The organism is Streptomyces sp. NPDC005808, from assembly GCF_042871385.1.
In the GTDB taxonomy this organism is placed as follows: Bacteria; Actinomycetota; Actinomycetes; order Streptomycetales; family Streptomycetaceae; genus Streptomyces.
This window is the reverse complement of record NZ_JBIAIK010000009.1, coordinates 212,432-229,402: the sequence shown is the minus strand read 5'-3', so window position 1 is coordinate 229,402 and position 16,971 is coordinate 212,432. Positions and strand designations below refer to the sequence as shown.

Genomic DNA, 16,971 nt, shown 5'->3' with positions numbered 1-16,971 from the left:
GCGGTTACCAAGCGGCTCCGGAGAAGAGCGGGCGGGCCCTGACGGCCTTCCTGAACTTCCCCGGAGCCGCTCGGCTGCTCCTGAGGTCCTGCTTCGTCAGCTGGTCTTGACCTTGATCTCGCCGCTGATGATCTTCTCCTTGGCTGCCTCTACGGCGTCCTGGATAGCGGTGTCGTCCTTGAAGGCCGGGTTGGAATCGGCGAGGCCGACCTCACCGGACTTCAGGTCGCCCCGAACGATACCGGTCTCGGGCTTGCCGTCCTCGACCGACTTCGCGAGGTTGTAGACCGCCTTGGCGACGTCCTTGGTCGCGGACGTCAGGATGGAGGCCTTGTACTTGCTCAGAGCTTCCTGCTTGTACTGGTCGGAGTCGACACCGATCGCCCACACCTTGGCGGCGGAGGCGGCCTCGATGACACCCTGGCCGGACAGACCGGCCGCCGCGTAGACGACGTCGGCCTTCTTCTCGATCTGACCCTCGGCGGCCGTCTTACCCTTGTCGGGGCTGGAGAAGCCGCCCTCCTCGGCGGTCTGCGTCAGGTACTGCGACAGGACGGTGACCTTGGGGTTCGTGTCCTTGACGCCCTGCTCGAAGCCCGCACCGAACTTGTGGATCAGCGGCACGTCCACGCCACCCACGAAGCCGACGGTGTTGGTCTTGGTGGCCTTGGCGGCGGCGACGCCGGCGAGGTAGGAGGCCTCCTGCTCGGAGAAGACCAGGTCGGCGACGTTCGCCGTCTCGACAGTGGAGTCGTCGACGATGCCGAAGGTGGTGTCGGGGTACTTCGCCGCGGCTTCCTTGAGGGCCGGCGCGTAGGCGTAGCCGATGCCGATCACCGGGTTGTAGCCCTGCTTGGCCAGCGAGACCAGGCGCTGCGTCTTGTCGGCGTCGGTCTCACCGTCGGTGGGCTCGACGTCGGCGGTCTTGTAGCCGAACTCCTTCTGCGCCTGCTCCAGACCCGCGTAAGCGGCGTCGTTGAAGGACTGGTCACCCTTGCCGCCGACGTCGTAGGCGATGGCGAGACCGAGGTCGCCCTTCGACTCCGACGAGCCCGCGGAGGTCGAGGTGCCGCCACAGGCGGACAGAACGAGGGCGAGAGACGCGGTCGCAGCGCCTGCGAGCGCGATGCGGGGAACCCGGCGCATGTGTTGTGCTCCTGTCGTACAAGCGCCTGACGGAACGACTACGGCGCTGGCTTCGCCGCAGATTAACGCGCGTAGACCAACTAGAAAACCCCTTCTGTCCACCTTGTTATCCGGCTGTGCCCGACGGCGCTCATTTGGTGGGTCGAGCCTTGCCGACCGCAAAGGGGCGGTGGCGGTGGGTGACCTGCGGTGCGGACACATCAAGCGGGCGGGCGCCTTCCGGCACCCGCCCGCTTGATGTGACTTTGTTCGCGTACGCCCGTCCAGGCGGGTCGCGGTCGCTACTCGGTCCCGACCTCGCTCGCCACTCGGCCCCGACCTCGGCCGCCACTCCGTCCTGACCTCGCTCGCTACTTGGTCTTGAACTTGATCACTACTCGGTCTTGACCTTGATCGTGCCGTCGATGATGCCCGCCTTGGCCTTGGCCACGGCGTCGGTGAGGCCGGAGATCTCCGCCATCTTCGGGTTGCTGTCGGCGAGGCCGACGCCGTCCACCTTCAGGTCGAAGGTCTGCGTACCGGTCAGCGGCTTGCCGTCCTCGACCGACTTGGCGAGCGAGTACACCGCGCCGCCGACGTCCTTGAGCGCGGAGGTCAGGATGTAGTCCTTGTACGAGGCGAGGGCGGCCTGGTTGTACTGGTCGGAGTCAACGCCGATCGCCCACTTCTTCTCCTTGGCGGCGGCCTCGATCACACCCTGACCGGAGAGGCCCGCGGCCTGGTAGATGACGTCCGCGTTCTTCTCCAGCTGGCCCTCAGCGGCCGCCTTGCCCTTGTCGGGGCTGGAGAAGCCACCCTCCTCGGCGGTCTGCGTCAGGTACTGCGACAGGACGGTGACCTTGGAGTTGGTGTCCTGGACACCCTGCTTGTAACCCGCCTCGAACTTGTGGATCAGCGGGATGTCCACGCCGCCCACGAAGCCGACGGTGTTGGTCTTGGTGGCCTTGGCGGCGGCGACACCGGCGAGGTAGGAGGCCTCCTGCTCGGCGAAGACGAGGGACGCCACATTGGCACCCTTGACCTCCGAGTCCACGATGCCGAAGGTGGTGTCGGGGTACTTGCTCGCGACAGCCGTCAACGCGGGGCCGTAGGCGAACCCGATGCCGATCACCGGGTTGTAGCCCTGCTTGGCCAGCGAGGCGAGCCGCTGCTCCTTGTCGGCGTCGGTCTCACCGTCGGTGGGCTCGATGTCGGCGGTCTCGTACTTGAACTCGGCCTTCGCCTTCTCCAGGCCCGCGTACGCCGCGTCGTTGAAGGACTGGTCGCCCTTGCCGCCGATGTCGTAGGCGATGGCGAGGCCCTTTCCACCGCTGCTCTCGCTGCTGCTGCTGCTGCCTGCATCGTTACTGGTGCCGCCACAGGCCGTGGCCGCGAGTGCGAGCGACGCGACCCCCACCGCGACACGGGTCAGGCTGGATATCCGACGCATCTGAAGGTTCCCCATTCTCCAAAGCCCCGCAGTGGGTGCTGAGTTCGGCGCACATTAACGCGCGTAGACAGTTCAGGGAACGGGGTTTCGCCTGGCCGTTATCCATTCGTGCCGATGGCCGGTTACGTCCCTGTGAACTATGGGGTCGAAGGGTGCACTTGGGGACAGAGCACCTACTGTGCCGGTGACGGTCCGTGTGCGGGTTGCGCGGCATGCGTGACTGGGCAAGCGGTTACGAGTCTCCGCTGCCCACGCTACGACGGTGGGGTGCGGGGCGCTACCGGAGCGGGTGCGTGGGCGTCGGCGAAGGGCGCGACCCCGGGGGCGAACGGGGTCACGCCCCTGCCTCACACCCCGGTGTCGAGAAGGGGCTCCGCGCCCAGGAGAGGTTCCACGCCGAGCAGCGGCTCAGCGTCGAGGAGGGCCGCCGCGGTGAACAGCTCCACGCCCACCGTGATCGCCGACTCGTCGGCGTCGAAGTCACCCTGGTGCAGGTCGCGGGGGACGCGCTCGCCGGGCGTGCGCACCCCGAGCCGGGCCATCGCGCCGGGCACGTGCTCCAGGTACCAGGAGAAGTCCTCGCCGCCCAGGCTCTGCTCGGTGTCCTCGATGGAGTGCACACCCCGCCGGGCGGTCATGGCGGCACGCAGCAGACCGGTGACGGCCGGGTCGTTGACGACGGGGGGAACACCACGGATGTAGTTGATCTCGGACTTCGCCCGGTAGAGGTTCGCGATCTCGTCGATCGCCGCGTGCACCAGGTCGGGCGCGGCCCGCCAGGCGGCCAGGTCCAGGCAGCGCACGGTCCCGGAGAGCTCGGCGTGGTTCGGGATCACATTGCAGGCATGCCCGGATTCGATCCGCCCCCAGGTCACCGCGAGCCCGCTGCGCGCGTCGGTGCGGCGGGCGACCAGAGCGGGGACGTCGGTGGCGACGCGCGCGGCGGCGGTGACGAGGTCGGTGGTGAGGTGGGGGCGCGCGGTGTGGCCGCCGGGGCCGTCGAGTGCGACCTCGAGCCGGTCGCACGCGGAGGTGATGGCGCCGTGCCGCAAGCCGATGCGCCCCGCGTCGACCCTGGGGTCGCAGTGCACGCCGATGATCCGCCCGACGCCTTCGAGAACGCCTGACTCGATCGCGTCGGGGGCGCCACCGGGCAGCACCTCCTCGGCGGGCTGGAAGATCAGCCGCACCGGACGCGGCAGCCGCCCCTCCCGGTGCAGCTGGGCGAGTACGAGGCCGGCGCCGAGCACGACGGAGGTGTGTACGTCGTGTCCGCAGGCGTGCGCGCGGTCGGGCACGGTCGACCGGTAGGCGCACTCGGTCTTCGTGTCCGGGATGGGCAGCGCGTCGATGTCGGCACGCAGGGCGAGCATGGGGCCTGCGCCGTCCAGGTCGCCGATGTCACAGATGAGTCCGGTACCGGTGTCGAGCACGCGCGGCTGCAGGCCCGCCAGCTCCAGGCGTGCCTTGAGGGCCGCGGTGGTGCGGAACTCCTGGTTGCCGAGCTCGGGGTGCATGTGCAAGTCGCGGCGGAACGCGACGAGTTCGGCGCGCAGTGCCTCGGGCAGCGCGCCGGGGAGCGCGGCTTCCCCTGGGAGGTCGGCCTCTGACTCTCGGGACGTCACTTGGTTCACCCTCTGAAGGGTAGGGCGATCGGGCGGCCAACTGACCCACGATCAACAAAAGTTCAACCTGTTAGGGGAAGAAAATCTGGCCGCACAACGCATAGGTATCGGTGAGGTTGGGTAAACTCGCCCGGCTTTCCGGGCGATTGGATCTTGAGTCGGCCCGCCGCGGATCACCCGAGGACTGCCCAGGGAAAACGCCCGAGGTGCCCGAGCCCATTCCCGTACTCCTTCCCCACGGTCTCACAACCAGCCCCGTGATCCCGGAACCGTGACCGCCGCGCGGCTGCTCCGACACGGAACGTGATTGCCGACGTCCGGGAAACCGAACTCCCCGAACCCGGCCGCCCGTGGATCAGGCCCCGGCGTCGGCCGTCCGCCGGTCGAGGAACAGCAGGGCGGCCACTGCGCGAGCACCACGGCCCCGCCGAGCAGCCGGAGTGCCGACGTATCCGCCGCCATCAGCGCGGTGACCTGAGTGATCGCATATACGAACACCAGGTCGAAGAAGAGTTCCGCCGGTGTCACCCGGTGTTCGTCCCCGGTGGCCGCGATCCGCGACCGCTCACTCCGAGTCGCCACGACTCCCCCTCCCCCGCCCGGCTTTACCGCCCGCAACGATAGGACAGGACCGGGCCGGGGGAAGTCAGACCGGCGTCACCGTCACCGCCGACAACCGGGTCACGTCCCTCGCCGTCCCCGTCACCCCCGACAGGAACCCCTGCGCCCGGGGCGAGGCGCTCTCCGTGAGCCACGCCGGGTCGATGTCGCACACCGCGACCCGCACCTCGGTGCCGACCAGCGCCAGCGGCAGGGTGTGCACGACCGTCGACGGGAAGCTGAGGATCACGCGGCCGATGGGACCACGGCGGGCGATCAGTTCGAGGGGCAGGTCCGGGCGGACGATCTCCAGCCCGATCTCCGTGGCCAGCCGGTGGAGCTTCTCCGTGCTCTCACGGCGGTGGGCGAAGTAGCGGGTCGCGCCGTGGGCCTTGGCGAGGGTGCGGACCGCCTCCAGGTAGTGGTCCGGGTCGACGACGCCGGTTTCGACCAGGGACGTGCCGACCAGGTCCGCGCCCTTGGTGATGCGGGGCGGGCCGAAGCGGGCGCGGGTCCAGGAGAAGTCGTTCGAGGTGAGGCGGACGCCCTCCGGGGCCGAGTCGATCGGCATCGAGGAGAAGACCTCCACCGAGCGTCTCACGGAGGGCGTGAGGCGCCGCCGGGCGGAGGACGAGACCGGCGCGAAGAGCAGGTCACGCGGGCCGGGGCGGCCGCCGCGCCGGTGCCAGCGCACCAGGCGTTCACCGCGGGCCAGTTGGGCGACGAACTCCATCGTCGCCGTACCGTCGTCCACGACCACCAGGTCGCGGGCCCGGGTGATGGTCAGCAGGAGTTGTACGTAGCGGGAGAACGGGTCTCCCATGACGATGCGGCGGGCCCTGCGCAGCAGCGGGGCGAGGCCGCCGATCGTCTGGAAAGGGGCCGCGGTGCCACCGCGCGCCTCCTCCCAGCGGACCTCGTAGCCCTCGTCGCGGGCCAGGTCCGCCATGCGGCGCAACTGGCCGCGTGTCATGGGGTCGTTCGGTGAGAGGACGACGAGGGTGAGCCCCGCGCCGGGCGGACCGGCGGTCCCCCCGGCCGGCGCCCCGCCGGGCGCCGGAGCACTGTCCTGCTCGTGCCGCAGGACATGGGCGTGCGCCCACTCCAGCACGTTCAGGAGCTGTACCGGACTCTCGACGAAGGCGAGAGTGTGGGGGCCGGTGGAACCGGCGCGGGGGCTCATCGACGTACGACCGTCCCGTCTTAAGGGTTTCAGACCGAGACCGGCTCACCGGCGGCGTCGGCGATCTCCGCCTCCGCCACGACGCCCGTGACGCGGCGCAGCTTCTTCATCGGACCGAGCTCCGACTCGTAGACCTTCTTGACGCCGTCACCGAGGGAGGCCTCGATGGTGCGGATGTCGCGGACAAGGCGGACGAGGCCCTGCGGCTCGACAGAGGCGGCCTGGTCGGAGCCCCACATCGCGCGGTCCAGGGTGATGTGGCGCTCGATGAAGGTAGCACCCAGGGCGACCGCCGCGAGGGTGGTCTGGAGGCCGGTCTCGTGGCCGGAGTAGCCGATCGGGACGTTCGGGTACTCGGCCTGGAGGGTGTTGATGACGCGGAGGTTGAGCTCCTCGGCCTGCGCCGGGTACGTCGACGTCGCGTGGCAGAGCAGGATGTTGTCCGAGCCGAGGACCTCGACCGCGTGACGGATCTGCTTCGGGGTGGACATACCGGTCGAGAGGATGACCGTACGGCCGGTGGCGCGGAGCGAGCGAAGGAGCTCGTCGTCGGTCAGCGACGCGGACGCGACCTTGTGGGCCGGGACGTCGAACTTCTCCAGGAAGGCGACGGCCTCGGTGTCCCACGGGGAGGCGAACCAGTCGATGTTCTTGCTCTTGGCGTACTCGTCGATCTTGCGGTAGTCGGTCTCGTCGAACTCCACCCGGTGGCGGTAGTCGATGTAGGTCATCCGGCCCCAGGGGGTGTCACGCTCGATGTCCCACTGGTCGCGCGGGGTGCAGATCTCCGGGGTGCGCTTCTGGAACTTGACCGCGTCGCAGCCGGCCTCGGCGGCGGCGTCGATCAGCTTGAACGCGTTCTCCAGCTCGCCGTTGTGGTTGATGCCGATCTCGCCGACGACGTAGACCGGGTGGCCGGGGCCGGCGGTCTTCGAACCGAAGCTGCGCAGACGGGAGTTGCTCATGGGGGTGTGGTTCCTTACTTGTCGAGGGAGTCGAGAGAAGGGCCGAGGATCCAGCTGGCGATCTCTCGGATCGCGCCGTCGCCGCCGGGGACGGTGGTGACCGCGCGTGCGGCAGCGCGCACGACGTCGTGGGCGCTCGCGACCGCCACGGGCCAGCCCACGAGGGCGAAGCACGGGAGGTCGTTGACGTCGTTGCCGACGTAGAGCACGCGCTCGGGCGCGATGCCCTGTTCCTCGCACCACTGCTTGAGTGCGAGATCTTTCCGGTCGATGCCGTGGAGGACCGGAATCTGTAGTTTCCGGGCTCGGGCGGCGACGACCGGGTTCTGTTCCGTGGACAGGATCAGCATCGAGAGGCCGCTCTTGCGGAGGGCCGCGATGCCGAGGCCGTCGCCGCGGTGCACGGCGACGACCTCCCGTCCGTCGGAGTCGATCAGCACCCTGTCGTCGGTCTGGGTGCCGTCGAAGTCGATGACGACCGCGTCGATGTCGGAGGCGGTCGGGAGTGTGCCGGGGCGGTTGGCGTCGAAGAGGGGCGCCAGGGCCCGGGCACGGGCCAGGTCGTGCGGGTCGTCGATCTCCAGCACCCGCGCGGGGTCGGTGCGCACGAGCTCCGTACGCCCGAAGAAGCGGTGCTGGTGCTCGCGGAAGCCGGCCGCGTCCATCGCGTACGCGGCGCCGGTCTCCAGGAGGTCCTGGGGGCGGTCCTGGCGGCGCGGGCGGAAGGCCTTGTCGTGGTTGACGCCGTAGCCGCCGGTCGTGGCCGTCGCGGTGGCGGTCACCGACGGTCCGCCCACCGACGCGGTGGACGTGGTCTCGACGGCCGTGGCCTCGTCGTCGGCGTCGCGCCAGATGAAGCCGTGGAAGGCCGCCACGGTCACCGCGGTGTCCGCGCCGTTCTCCACGACGGCGGCCGAGACCCCGTCGATGTCCTCACGGATGATGAACGGGCTGGTGGCCTGGACGAGCAGGACCACGTCGACCGGCGCGCCGTGCAGGGCCTCGTGGGCGTCCATGGCGTGCAGGACGGCGGCCTCGGAGGTCGCGGTGTCGCCGGCGATGGCGGCGGGGCGCAGGACCACCTCGGCGCCGGCCTGGCGGGCGGCGGCGGCGATCGCCTGGTCGTCGGTGGAGACCACGACGTCCGTGACGAGGCGCGCGGCGCGGCACTCGCGCACGGCGCGGGCCACCAGCGGCACGCCTCCGACCGGGAGGAGGTTTTTCGCGGGGACGCCCTTGGAGCCGCCGCGCGCGGGAATCACCGCGAGTACGCGGCGCACCCGCGCCGTCCGGCCCGCTTGACCGGCTTCCGAGTTGGACATTCGCTGTTCTCCTTGACGAGGGACGCGTGGGATGCGGGCGCTCACAGTTCGCCCATCCGCCGGATGACCGGCGCCACGCGCTGGACACCGTGGCGGTAGGCGCCACGGGCGGCTCGGCGGACTATCTGCCGTACGGGACTGGGTTCCCGGTCCGCCGCGGGGGCGCCGGGCAGCGGGGTGCCGTCCGGGCCGAGATGGTGCCGAGCGAGAATACCCGGGAGGTAGCCGGGCGCGGTCACGGGCGTGTAGTACGGAGCGAGGGGCGGGAGCGCCGATGCTTCCAGCAGCTCGCCGATGCGGTCCCGGGCGACGTCGAAGGCCGTTTCGTACGACCCGTCGGCGGCGACGCCCTGCCGGGACACCCAGTCCGCGTTCGGCGAGGGCTGGTACCCGTCGTCCAGCTGGTCCCAGGACGCCAGGCATCCCGAGCCCACGAAGTGGTGGTTGCCGAGTGACTCGCGCACCCCGAGGTCGCTGAGGACGACGGTGGGGATACGGCGGTGCAGGGACTCCAGGGCGGCCGTGGAGCTGATGGTGATGAGCAGATCGGTGCTGTCGAGGACCTCGCCCATGTGCCCGTAGACGAGGCGGAAGTTGGCCGGCGGGTCCAGCTTCTGGACCAGCTTCTGGTAGGGCAACTCCTCGATGTGTGTGGTGTGTTCGCCCGGCTTGGAGCGCAGCTTGAGCAGCACCTCGCGGTCCGGGTGCAGCTTCGCGTGCTGGATCAGCCGGTTGAGCAGGTACGTACGGTCCTTACGGCTGTCCGGTACGGAGGGCTGGGCGGCGAAGACGACCGTGTAAGGGTCGTTCCCCTTGCGGTAGGGGGCTCCGCCGAGGAAGGGCAGGGCGACCTCCGTGACCGACGAGGCGTCGGCACCTACTCCTTCGTACACAGCTCGGAAACGGTCCGCGTCCTGACGGGAGTTGGCGAGGACGAGGTCCGCACCGTGCCGCAGCAGGAGCCCGTCGGCGAGCTTCTCGTAGACGACCCCGACGTAGCCGGTGACGACCACGGGACGCCGGTCGCGGCCGTCCCAGATCCGCCGCAGGCCGTGCAGCATCGCCTGCACGGCGCCACCGACCAGGGCGAGGACCACCACGTCGTACGACTCCTGCTCCATGGCGCGCAGGAATTCCACGGCCGTGACCTCTCGTACGGAATCCGCACGGACACCCACTTCCGCCAACTGACGCGGCGTGGGTGTTGCCCGGCCCCGCAGGAGGAATCCGGTCAGAGCAGGACCGACTTGCGCGTCGGCGCGCGATCCGGCTTCCATGGACGGACCGGGAGCAATGCGACCCGCGGTCAGCGCACCCCACTTCCAGCGGGTGTCGGAGTCCGCGAGTACCGCGACCCGTAGGGGCTTCGTTGTACTCGTTGCACTTGGTGGCACACCTACGACGCTAGGAACCATTTCTTAGGTATAACCCAACCTCAACTCAACAAAGAGTTAACAGAAAGCCTCCGACAGCCCAACCGGCCCGCCGATGACCAGGAAGTACCTGGAATGAACCGTTCCGACCCCTTGAGTTCACCCACAGTTTCTGTACCGGAAAGTTATGAATCCGGGCAGCCGCACAGGCTCCCTGGCATGCCGAAACTCTCCGTCATCGTGCCGTTCTACAACGTCGAGCAGTACGCCCCGGACACACTCAGAAGCCTTCGCCTGAACGCCCGGAAAGACTTCGAGTTCGTGCTCGTGGACGACCATTCGAAGGATGAAACTCCTGCGATCCTGGAACGGACGGCCGAAGAACTTGCAGAAGTCGCCCAAGTCCGTTATGTCCGGCACGAGAAGAACGGCGGGCTCGCCACCGCGCGCAACACCGGCCTCGACGTGTCGAACGGCGAGTACCTGACCTTCCTGGACGGGGACGACTGGCTCGCGCCGGGTTACCTCGGTGAACTCGTCTCGGCCATCGAGGGGTTGGGCTGCGACTTCATCCGCACCGACCACGTACAGACCGCCAACCGCGCCCGTTCGGTGCACCGGGTCCCGCACGGGCGGCGCAACGAGGTGATGAACCCGCGCGAGGCGATCCTGCCCGCGGACCGGTCGACCTCGGTGGACTACGCGTACGCATGGGCCGGCGCCTACCACCGTCGACTGCTCGACCGGGGCCTGCTGCACTTCACCGACGGGCTGCGCACGGCGGAGGACCGGCCTTGGATCTGGAAGCTGCACCGCGAGGCGGAGTCGTTCGCCGTGGTGAGTCTGCTGGGTGTCTTCTACCGGCGTGGAGTGGCCTCCTCACTCACCCAAATCGGTGATATCCGTCAACTCGACTTCATCCGGGCCTTCGATCAGGTCATCGAGGAGACCGCCGCGGACCCCGACGCCGACCGGCTGCTGCCCAAGGCGGTGCGGACGTACTGCGCGATCATCGCCCACCACCTCTCGGAGATCGACAAATTCGAACCGGCCGTCGCCCGGCAGCTGCGGGCGATGAGCGCGGCGGCCATAAAGCGCATGCCGCAGGACATGCTCGGAGACGTACTCGACACCATGGACTTGAGCCGTTCCTCGAAACTGCGACGGCTGCGGCGCCGGATCACCACTGCGAAGGCGGCAGCCTGATGTCCCGCACCACCCAGATCTTCTGCGCCTCGACGCTGTACGGCGCCGCCACCCTGGCCGCCGCGATCGAGTCCGACCAGTTCGGTGAGGCCGACCGCCGCCTGCTCCTCGTGTTCAACAACTCCGCTACACCGGAGACGACTCCCGCCGTCGACGAGATGCCGGGGTTCGCGTCGCTGAGTGGTCACTTCGACGGCCTGCTGTCCTGGAACGAGGCCATTCGTCCCTTCCATCCCGGGGCCTGGTCGCCGCGCAACGACGACATCCCGCTCTTCGAACGCTATCTGCGGCTGCTGTGGGACCTCGGAGACGACCGGGTGGAGCTGGTCCTGGAGTCCATCCAGGTCAGCCCCGCCTTCACGGTGGCGCAGCTGTTCACCGGGGCACCCATCGACGTCTACGCCGACGGCCTGATGAGCTACGGCCCCACTCGCAACAAGCTCGACCCGCTGGTCGGCACGCGGGTGCGGCGGCTGCTGCACCTGGACCTGGTGCCCGGTCTGAAGCCGCTGCTGCTGACCGAGTTCGACGTGCCCGCCGAGGTCGTGCCGGCAGACGCGTTCCTGAAGGTGCTGAGCGGGCTCGGCGGCGCCGTACCGGAGCTGCCCGCGCTGCCCGACAACGCGGCGCTGCTGCTCGGCCAGTACCTGTCCGCGCTGAACATCCTCTCCCCCGAGGAGGAGGAGGATCTGCACGTGCGGATGATGCGCGGAGCCGTCGACCGCGGACACCGTGCCATCGTCTTCAAGCCGCACCCGACCGCGCCGGCCCGCTACAGCCGCGCCCTGGAGACCGAGGCCGCCAAGCTCGGCGTCGGGTTCACCGTGCTGGACACGCCCGTACTCGCCGAGGTGCTGTTCGAGAAGACCCGGCCCGGTCTCGTGGTCGGCTGCTTCTCCACCGCACTGTTCACGGCCTCCGCGTTCTACGACCTGCCGGTCGCCCGGGTCAGTACCGACCTGATGCTGGAACGCCTGACGCCCTACCAGAACAGCAACCGGGTGCCGGTCGCACTGGCCGACGCGCTGCTGCCGAGCCTGGAGGACACGGCGGGGACCGCAGTCCTCCCGGCCGACGAGCTGGCCGGTCTGGTCACCGCGCTCGGGTTCACCATGCAGCCACAGGTCAACCCCCGTCTGCGCCCGGCGACAGAGCGCTATCTTTCCGAGCACTTCGGACCGCGCACCCAGCCCTACTTCAGGCGTCGCCGGCTCACCTCGCTCGGGCTTCCCGGCGGCTTCCCGGACCGACTGGCGTTCGTGCCCCGCAACTCCACCGCGCGTCGAGTGGTGCGGCAGGCGCGCGCGCTTCGCAAGGCGGTACGCCGCTGAACCCGGACGCCGGACAACGGCGCACGGTGGGCGGGTGGACCGGCCGATGGTCCACCCACCCACGGTGCGGGCGTCGCCCGCCCCCCTCGTCGCGCCGGAAAAGATGAGAAAATCCGGGAAGCTCCATCACTTCCAGGTGAACTCATCGGAACCCGAAGAGATCATTGGCCTGTCACCCATGCCTTGCCTGTGACTCGGACTAACGTGCTGGCCAGCCCAACCGCAGACCCGCCCGCCGAGGGGATTTCCGTGACGACCATCACCGCCCGAACGGTGACCGACGTACCGCGGCCGCCGGAGCGGGTGAAGCCCCGGGAGACCCGGCTGCGGGCTCTGGACGGGCTGCGACTGGTCGCCGCCCTGATGGTGGCCGCGTACCACTACGGCGGTCGGGGCGGTGACGTCACCAAAGCCTGGGGAAGCTCGGCCCAGCAGCAGTTCCCCACCCTGCACGGGTACTTCGCGTACGGCTGCCTCGGCGTCCAGGTCTTCTTCGTCATCAGCGGGTTCGTGATCTGCATGAGCGGCTGGGGCCGTCCCCTCACATCGTTCTTCGCCTCACGCGCCTCGCGGCTGCTGCCTGCCTACTGGGCGGCGGTCGTGCTCGTGACGGTGGTGTTCGCGTTGCCGGTGGTCGCGTACCACGCGGTGTCGCCGAGCGACGCACTTGTCAACCTGACGATGCTCCAGCAACCCCTTGGTGTGGACCGGGTGTTGGGTGTCTGCTGGACACTTTGGGCGGAGATCCGGTTCTACGTCCTGTTCGCCCTGTTCGTGGTGCTTCCGGGAGCCACCAGGCAGCGGGTGATCTTCTTCTGTGCCGGCTGGACGCTGGCGTACGCGATCACACAGGGCGCGCAGATGCCCCTGCTGGAGATCGTACTGATGCCCGAGCACGCGCCGTTCTTCATCGGCGGCGTCGGTCTCTACCTCGTCCACCGCGACCGGACCGACGTCCATGCCTGGGGCATCGTGGCCGTCAGTTTCCTGATCGGGCAGCACTACGCGGTGCGCTCACTGTGGAACGCGGCGGACCCGAACGCCTTCGCCCACCGCACCACGTTCGGCATCGTCCTCGTCGTCGCCTTCGGCTTCGTGACCGTCGCCGCGATCGCACTCGGCTGGCTGAACTGGGCGAACTGGCGGTGGCTGACGGTGGCCGGCGCCCTGACCTACCCGTTCTACCTGGTCCACGAGCACCTGGGCTGGGTGGCCATAACGGCCTACCACCAGACCCTGCACATCCCGTCGTACGGCACCTTCCTGCTCACCGTCGCGACCATGCTGCTGCTGGCCTGGCTGATCAACCACTACGTGGAGAAGCAGTTGACACCCCGTCTGCGCTCCGCGCTGGCCAAGTCGCGGTCCTGACCGCGCGGCCTGGCGCCGCACGGCCGGGTGGCGCCCGGCGGCCCTGATTCCGGCGCGGAACAGTTCCCCGCCCGCCCCATAGGCTTCTCACATGTTCCTGGGACTGCCGCACAAGGGAGTGCTTCTCTCCTCATGACTGCCACACAAGGCCCCATCCGCCCACCCCACCGGCTCGACGACGTTCCCGGCTGGTTCCCTGTTCTCGACCAGTTGCTCTTCGACTGGTTCCTGGACCGGCAGGAGTCGGCGGGGCTGCGGGGCGACCTGCTCGAAGTCGGTGTGTACATGGGCAAGAGCGCGATCTTCCTGGGCCGCCACCGCCAGGAGGGCGAGCGGTACACGGTCTGCGACCTCTTCGAGGCGGACGCCCCGGACAACGCCAATCAGGCGGAGTCGACGAAGTCGTACTCCGCGCTCACCCGGCGGGTCTTCGAGGAGAACTACCTCTCCTTCCACGACGAACTGCCCCGCGTCCTGCAGGGCCCCAGCTCGCTGGTGCCGGCCGAAGTCCAGCCCCGCTCCTGCCGGTTCGTCCACATCGACGCCTCACACCTGTACGAGCACGTGTACGGCGACATCCAGGCGGCCCGCGACGCGCTGCTGCCCGGCGGCATCGTCGTACTGGACGACTTCCGCTCGGAGCACACGCCCGGCGTCGCCGTGGCCGCCTGGGAGGCCGTGCTCAACAGGGGCCTGCATCCGGTCTGCCTGAGCGCCCAGAAGCTCTACGGGACCTGGGACGATCCCGAGTCCGTGCAGGAGGAGCTGCTGGCCATGGCCCGCGAACGGGAGGACTGCCACCTCAGCGTTCAGGAGGCGGCCGGGCACCGCATCATCCGCCTCAAGTCCAAGGGCATGCGGGCCCCGGCCTTCCCGCCCTCCCGGCACCACACCGAGAGCCCCGAACCCGTCACCGCCGAGGTCCCGGCGGATCCGGCACCCGTGACGGCGAGCCCGGCTGCCGCCCAGCAGCCCCCGCAGCCCCAGCTGTCCCGTCAGGCCGCGCAGAGCCGCCGTACGCCTGCCGCCGTACGCAGCGGTGCCCGCGCCATCGCCCTCGACCTGTTGCCACCGATCGTCACCCGAGCCATCCGCCGGATCCGCGCCGCCAGGCGGCGGTCCACGGGGCGCTGAGCGGCTTTTCCGTGCCGCCGGGCAGCCGGGCAGCCGGGAGACTGAGCAGCCTGCCCGGCCGCCAGGCGGCCGGCCTGCGGCACCAAGCAAATCTCCGCGCCGCACCGGATCCGGCGGCGGCGCGGCACTCTCACTCGATCCCGTACCGCGCCGCGATCCCGGCGATCAGCAGGAGCAGCCCCTCCTCGAAGCCTTCCTCGTAGTTCTGGAAGACCTCGGCGCCCGCGGACGCCGCGAGAGGGAAGTCGGCCATGCGGGCGGCGCGCTCCTCGACGTCGTAGCCCTCGCGGCGCTCCCCCGGCAGTGGCCAGACGCCCTGTTCCTCGGTGACGAATCCGAGGGTGAAGTAGTGGGCCGTGGTGCTGGCGCGGACCGCCTGGGGAAGGGTGAGGCCCGCCTCGACCAGGGCGCGGAGGTTCGCCTCCATGTCGGCCGCGTGCTCGGTGCCGGTGAAGCGGGTGCCGCTGAACACTTTGGCGCCGTCGCGGTAGCCGAGCAGCGCCGTGCGCAGGCCGCGCTGACTCGCGACGATCCGGTCCTGCCACGTGGCGCCCTCGGGGAGCCGCGCGTCCGCCGTCATCCGGCGGTACATCTCCGTCGCCATCTCGTCGAGCAGGGCCTGCTTGTTCTTGAAGTGCCAGTAGAGCGCCGGGGCCTGCACGTCCAGCTCCTTGGCTATCGCCCGGAGCGTGAGCCCGTCGAGGCCGACCTCGTTGAGGAGCCTCAGAGCCGTCTCGACGACCTGCTTCTTGTCCAGCTTGGGGGTTCTCCGACTAGCCACGCTTGACAGTTTAACGCTGTTAAGTGCATGCTCCGGAACAAGGAACTTAACAGCGTTAAGGAGATGGCCATGAACACGTACGACTACGACACGGATGTACTCATCGTCGGCGCCGGCCCCACCGGGCTCGCGCTCGCTCTCGACCTCGCCCGGCGCGGGGCCCGCTCCCTCGTCGTGGAGCGCACCGACGGGCTCTTCCCGGGCTCGCGCGGCAAGGGCCTGCAGCCCCGCACCCAGGAGGTCTTCGAGGACTTCGGCGTACTCGACGCCGTCCGCGCGGCGGGCGGCCGCTACCCCCTCGGGGTGATCTGGCAGGACGGGGAGCGGGTGGGCGAGCACCGGATGTCCGACGAGAGCGAGGCGACAGAGGCCGAGCCGTACCACGAGCCGTTGATGCTGCCGCAGTGGCGGACCCAGGAGATCCTCTTCGCCCGGCTGACGGAACTCGGCGGAGGAGTCGCCTTCGGACGCGAGCTGGTGGACCTCGCACAGGACGCGGACGGGGTGACGGCCTCCTTCGCGGCGGGCGCTCCCGTCCGCGCCCGCTACGCCGTGGCCGCCGACGGAGGCCGCAGCGCCGTACGTCGCGCGCTCGGCATCGGCATGACCGGCACGCCCGGCATGTCCATGGACCCGAACCCGACGCTGGTCGCCGACGTCCGCATCACGGGCCTGGACCGCGACAACATCCATGTGTTCCCGCCTTCCGGCGGCGAGGGCTTCATGGTGATCTTCCCGTTGGCGGGGACTGAGGACTTCCAGGTGGCGGCGCAGTTCCCGGAGGGCACGGACGTCGACCTCTCCCTCGACGGCATCCGCAAAGTCGTCGCCACCCGCTCGCACCTCGCTCCCGAGGACGTGACCGAGGTGCGCTGGGCCTCGGACTTCCGGCCACGGGCCGCACTGGCGGACCGCTTCCGCGAGGGGCGGGTGTTCCTCGCCGGGGACGCCGCGCACGTCCACTCGCCCGCGGGCGGCCAGGGCCTCAACACCAGCGTCCAGGACGCCTACAACCTGGGGTGGAAGCTCGGCGCGGTGCTGAGCGGAGCGGCGGACCCGGCCCTTCTCGACTCGTACGAGGAGGAGCGGCTGCCGAACGCCGCGGACATGCTCGGGCTGAGCACCCAGGTGCACCGCGGCGAGGTCAGGCGCGGTGCGGCCACCCGGCAGCTCGGCCTCGGCTACCGGGGCTGCTCGCTCTCCGTGGAGACCCGGGAGGGACTGCCCGAGGACGCGCTGCACGCCGGCGACCGCGCACCGGACGGCATCCGTGGCGGCGTACGCCTCTTCGACACCTTCCGCGGTCCGCACTGGACGCTGCTGGCGGTCGGCACGGACACGGGCCTGCCGGAACTCGCCGGGGCCCGCACGGTCCGGATTCCGGCGTACGAGGCGTACGGCACAGGGGTCTTCCTCGTACGGCCCGACGGTTACGTGGGTTGGGCGGGCGTGACGGCGGAGGGGCTGGCGGAGTACGCGAGCCTCGTGGGCGCCGCTTAGGACGG

Annotated in this window: 14 protein-coding genes; 5 read left to right on the top strand and 9 right to left on the bottom strand. The window is 69.6% G+C overall.

Going from position 1 to position 16,971, the window contains the following annotated elements; all coding sequences use genetic code 11:
- Positions 1-96 precede the first annotated feature (96 nt).
- From ACFYPC_RS21780 to ACFYPC_RS21745, 8 genes are all read right to left on the bottom strand, one after another.
- Positions 97-1,146 carry a BMP family protein gene (locus ACFYPC_RS21780; RefSeq protein ID WP_388678592.1) on the bottom strand — a complete coding sequence of 350 codons (1,050 nt, stop codon included), beginning with the start codon at positions 1,144-1,146 and terminating at the stop codon, positions 97-99.
- Between the two features lie 373 nt (positions 1,147-1,519).
- The gene (locus ACFYPC_RS21775) at positions 1,520-2,575 is read right to left on the bottom strand and encodes a BMP family protein (protein WP_388678589.1); all 1,056 of its coding nucleotides are present in this window, start codon (positions 2,573-2,575) and stop codon (positions 1,520-1,522) included.
- 347 nt (positions 2,576-2,922) lie between these two features.
- On the bottom strand, positions 2,923-4,209 hold the full coding sequence (locus ACFYPC_RS21770) for an amidohydrolase (RefSeq protein WP_388678587.1): 1,287 nt from the start codon (positions 4,207-4,209) through the stop codon (positions 2,923-2,925).
- A 234-nt stretch (positions 4,210-4,443) separates the two neighbouring features.
- Positions 4,444-4,782 (bottom strand): low temperature requirement protein A, encoded by a 339-nt coding sequence (locus tag ACFYPC_RS21765; protein ID WP_388678586.1) that lies wholly within the window; start codon positions 4,780-4,782, stop codon positions 4,444-4,446.
- A gap of 64 nt (positions 4,783-4,846) precedes the next feature.
- Positions 4,847-5,983, bottom strand: coding sequence for a hypothetical protein (locus tag ACFYPC_RS21760; protein WP_388678584.1), 1,137 nt, complete (start codon positions 5,981-5,983; stop codon positions 4,847-4,849).
- A 29-nt stretch (positions 5,984-6,012) separates the two neighbouring features.
- Complete coding sequence (locus tag ACFYPC_RS21755) at positions 6,013-6,948, bottom strand: N-acetylneuraminate synthase family protein (protein WP_388678581.1); 936 nt, start codon at positions 6,946-6,948, stop codon at positions 6,013-6,015.
- Positions 6,949-6,962: 14 nt separating this feature from the next.
- Entirely contained in the window at positions 6,963-8,270 is a 1,308-nt protein-coding gene (locus tag ACFYPC_RS21750) for a cytidylyltransferase domain-containing protein (RefSeq protein ID WP_388678578.1), read from the bottom strand.
- Between the two features lie 41 nt (positions 8,271-8,311).
- The gene (locus ACFYPC_RS21745) at positions 8,312-9,685 is read right to left on the bottom strand and encodes a DUF6716 putative glycosyltransferase (RefSeq protein ID WP_388678575.1); all 1,374 of its coding nucleotides are present in this window, start codon (positions 9,683-9,685) and stop codon (positions 8,312-8,314) included.
- A 177-nt stretch (positions 9,686-9,862) separates the two neighbouring features.
- Here ACFYPC_RS21745 and ACFYPC_RS21740 point away from each other — a divergent pair, with 177 nt between their 5' ends.
- The 4 genes from ACFYPC_RS21740 (at position 9,863) to ACFYPC_RS21725 (ending at position 14,685) form a co-directional block, all read left to right on the top strand.
- On the top strand, positions 9,863-10,849 hold the full coding sequence (locus ACFYPC_RS21740) for a glycosyltransferase family 2 protein (protein ID WP_388678573.1): 987 nt from the start codon (positions 9,863-9,865) through the stop codon (positions 10,847-10,849).
- Positions 10,849-12,180, top strand: coding sequence for an alpha-2,8-polysialyltransferase family protein (locus tag ACFYPC_RS21735; RefSeq protein WP_388678572.1), 1,332 nt, complete (start codon positions 10,849-10,851; stop codon positions 12,178-12,180). Before ACFYPC_RS21740 ends, ACFYPC_RS21735 begins: the two co-directional genes overlap by 1 nt.
- Before the next feature lie 258 nt (positions 12,181-12,438).
- Complete coding sequence (locus ACFYPC_RS21730; RefSeq protein ID WP_388678876.1) at positions 12,439-13,551, top strand: acyltransferase family protein; 1,113 nt, start codon at positions 12,439-12,441, stop codon at positions 13,549-13,551.
- Positions 13,552-13,683: 132 nt separating this feature from the next.
- Positions 13,684-14,685 carry a class I SAM-dependent methyltransferase gene (locus ACFYPC_RS21725; RefSeq protein ID WP_388678570.1) on the top strand — a complete coding sequence of 334 codons (1,002 nt, stop codon included), beginning with the start codon at positions 13,684-13,686 and terminating at the stop codon, positions 14,683-14,685.
- Positions 14,686-14,815: 130 nt separating this feature from the next.
- On the opposite strand, the gene ACFYPC_RS21720 is transcribed toward ACFYPC_RS21725, so the two are convergent.
- A complete protein-coding gene (locus ACFYPC_RS21720; RefSeq protein WP_388678568.1) occupies positions 14,816-15,466 on the bottom strand; it encodes a TetR/AcrR family transcriptional regulator C-terminal domain-containing protein in 651 nt (216 codons plus the stop codon).
- A gap of 69 nt (positions 15,467-15,535) precedes the next feature.
- Between ACFYPC_RS21720 and ACFYPC_RS21715 the strand changes: the two genes are divergently transcribed.
- Entirely contained in the window at positions 15,536-16,966 is a 1,431-nt protein-coding gene (locus ACFYPC_RS21715; RefSeq protein ID WP_388678565.1) for an FAD-dependent oxidoreductase, read from the top strand.
- The last annotated feature ends 5 nt before the right edge of the window (positions 16,967-16,971 follow it).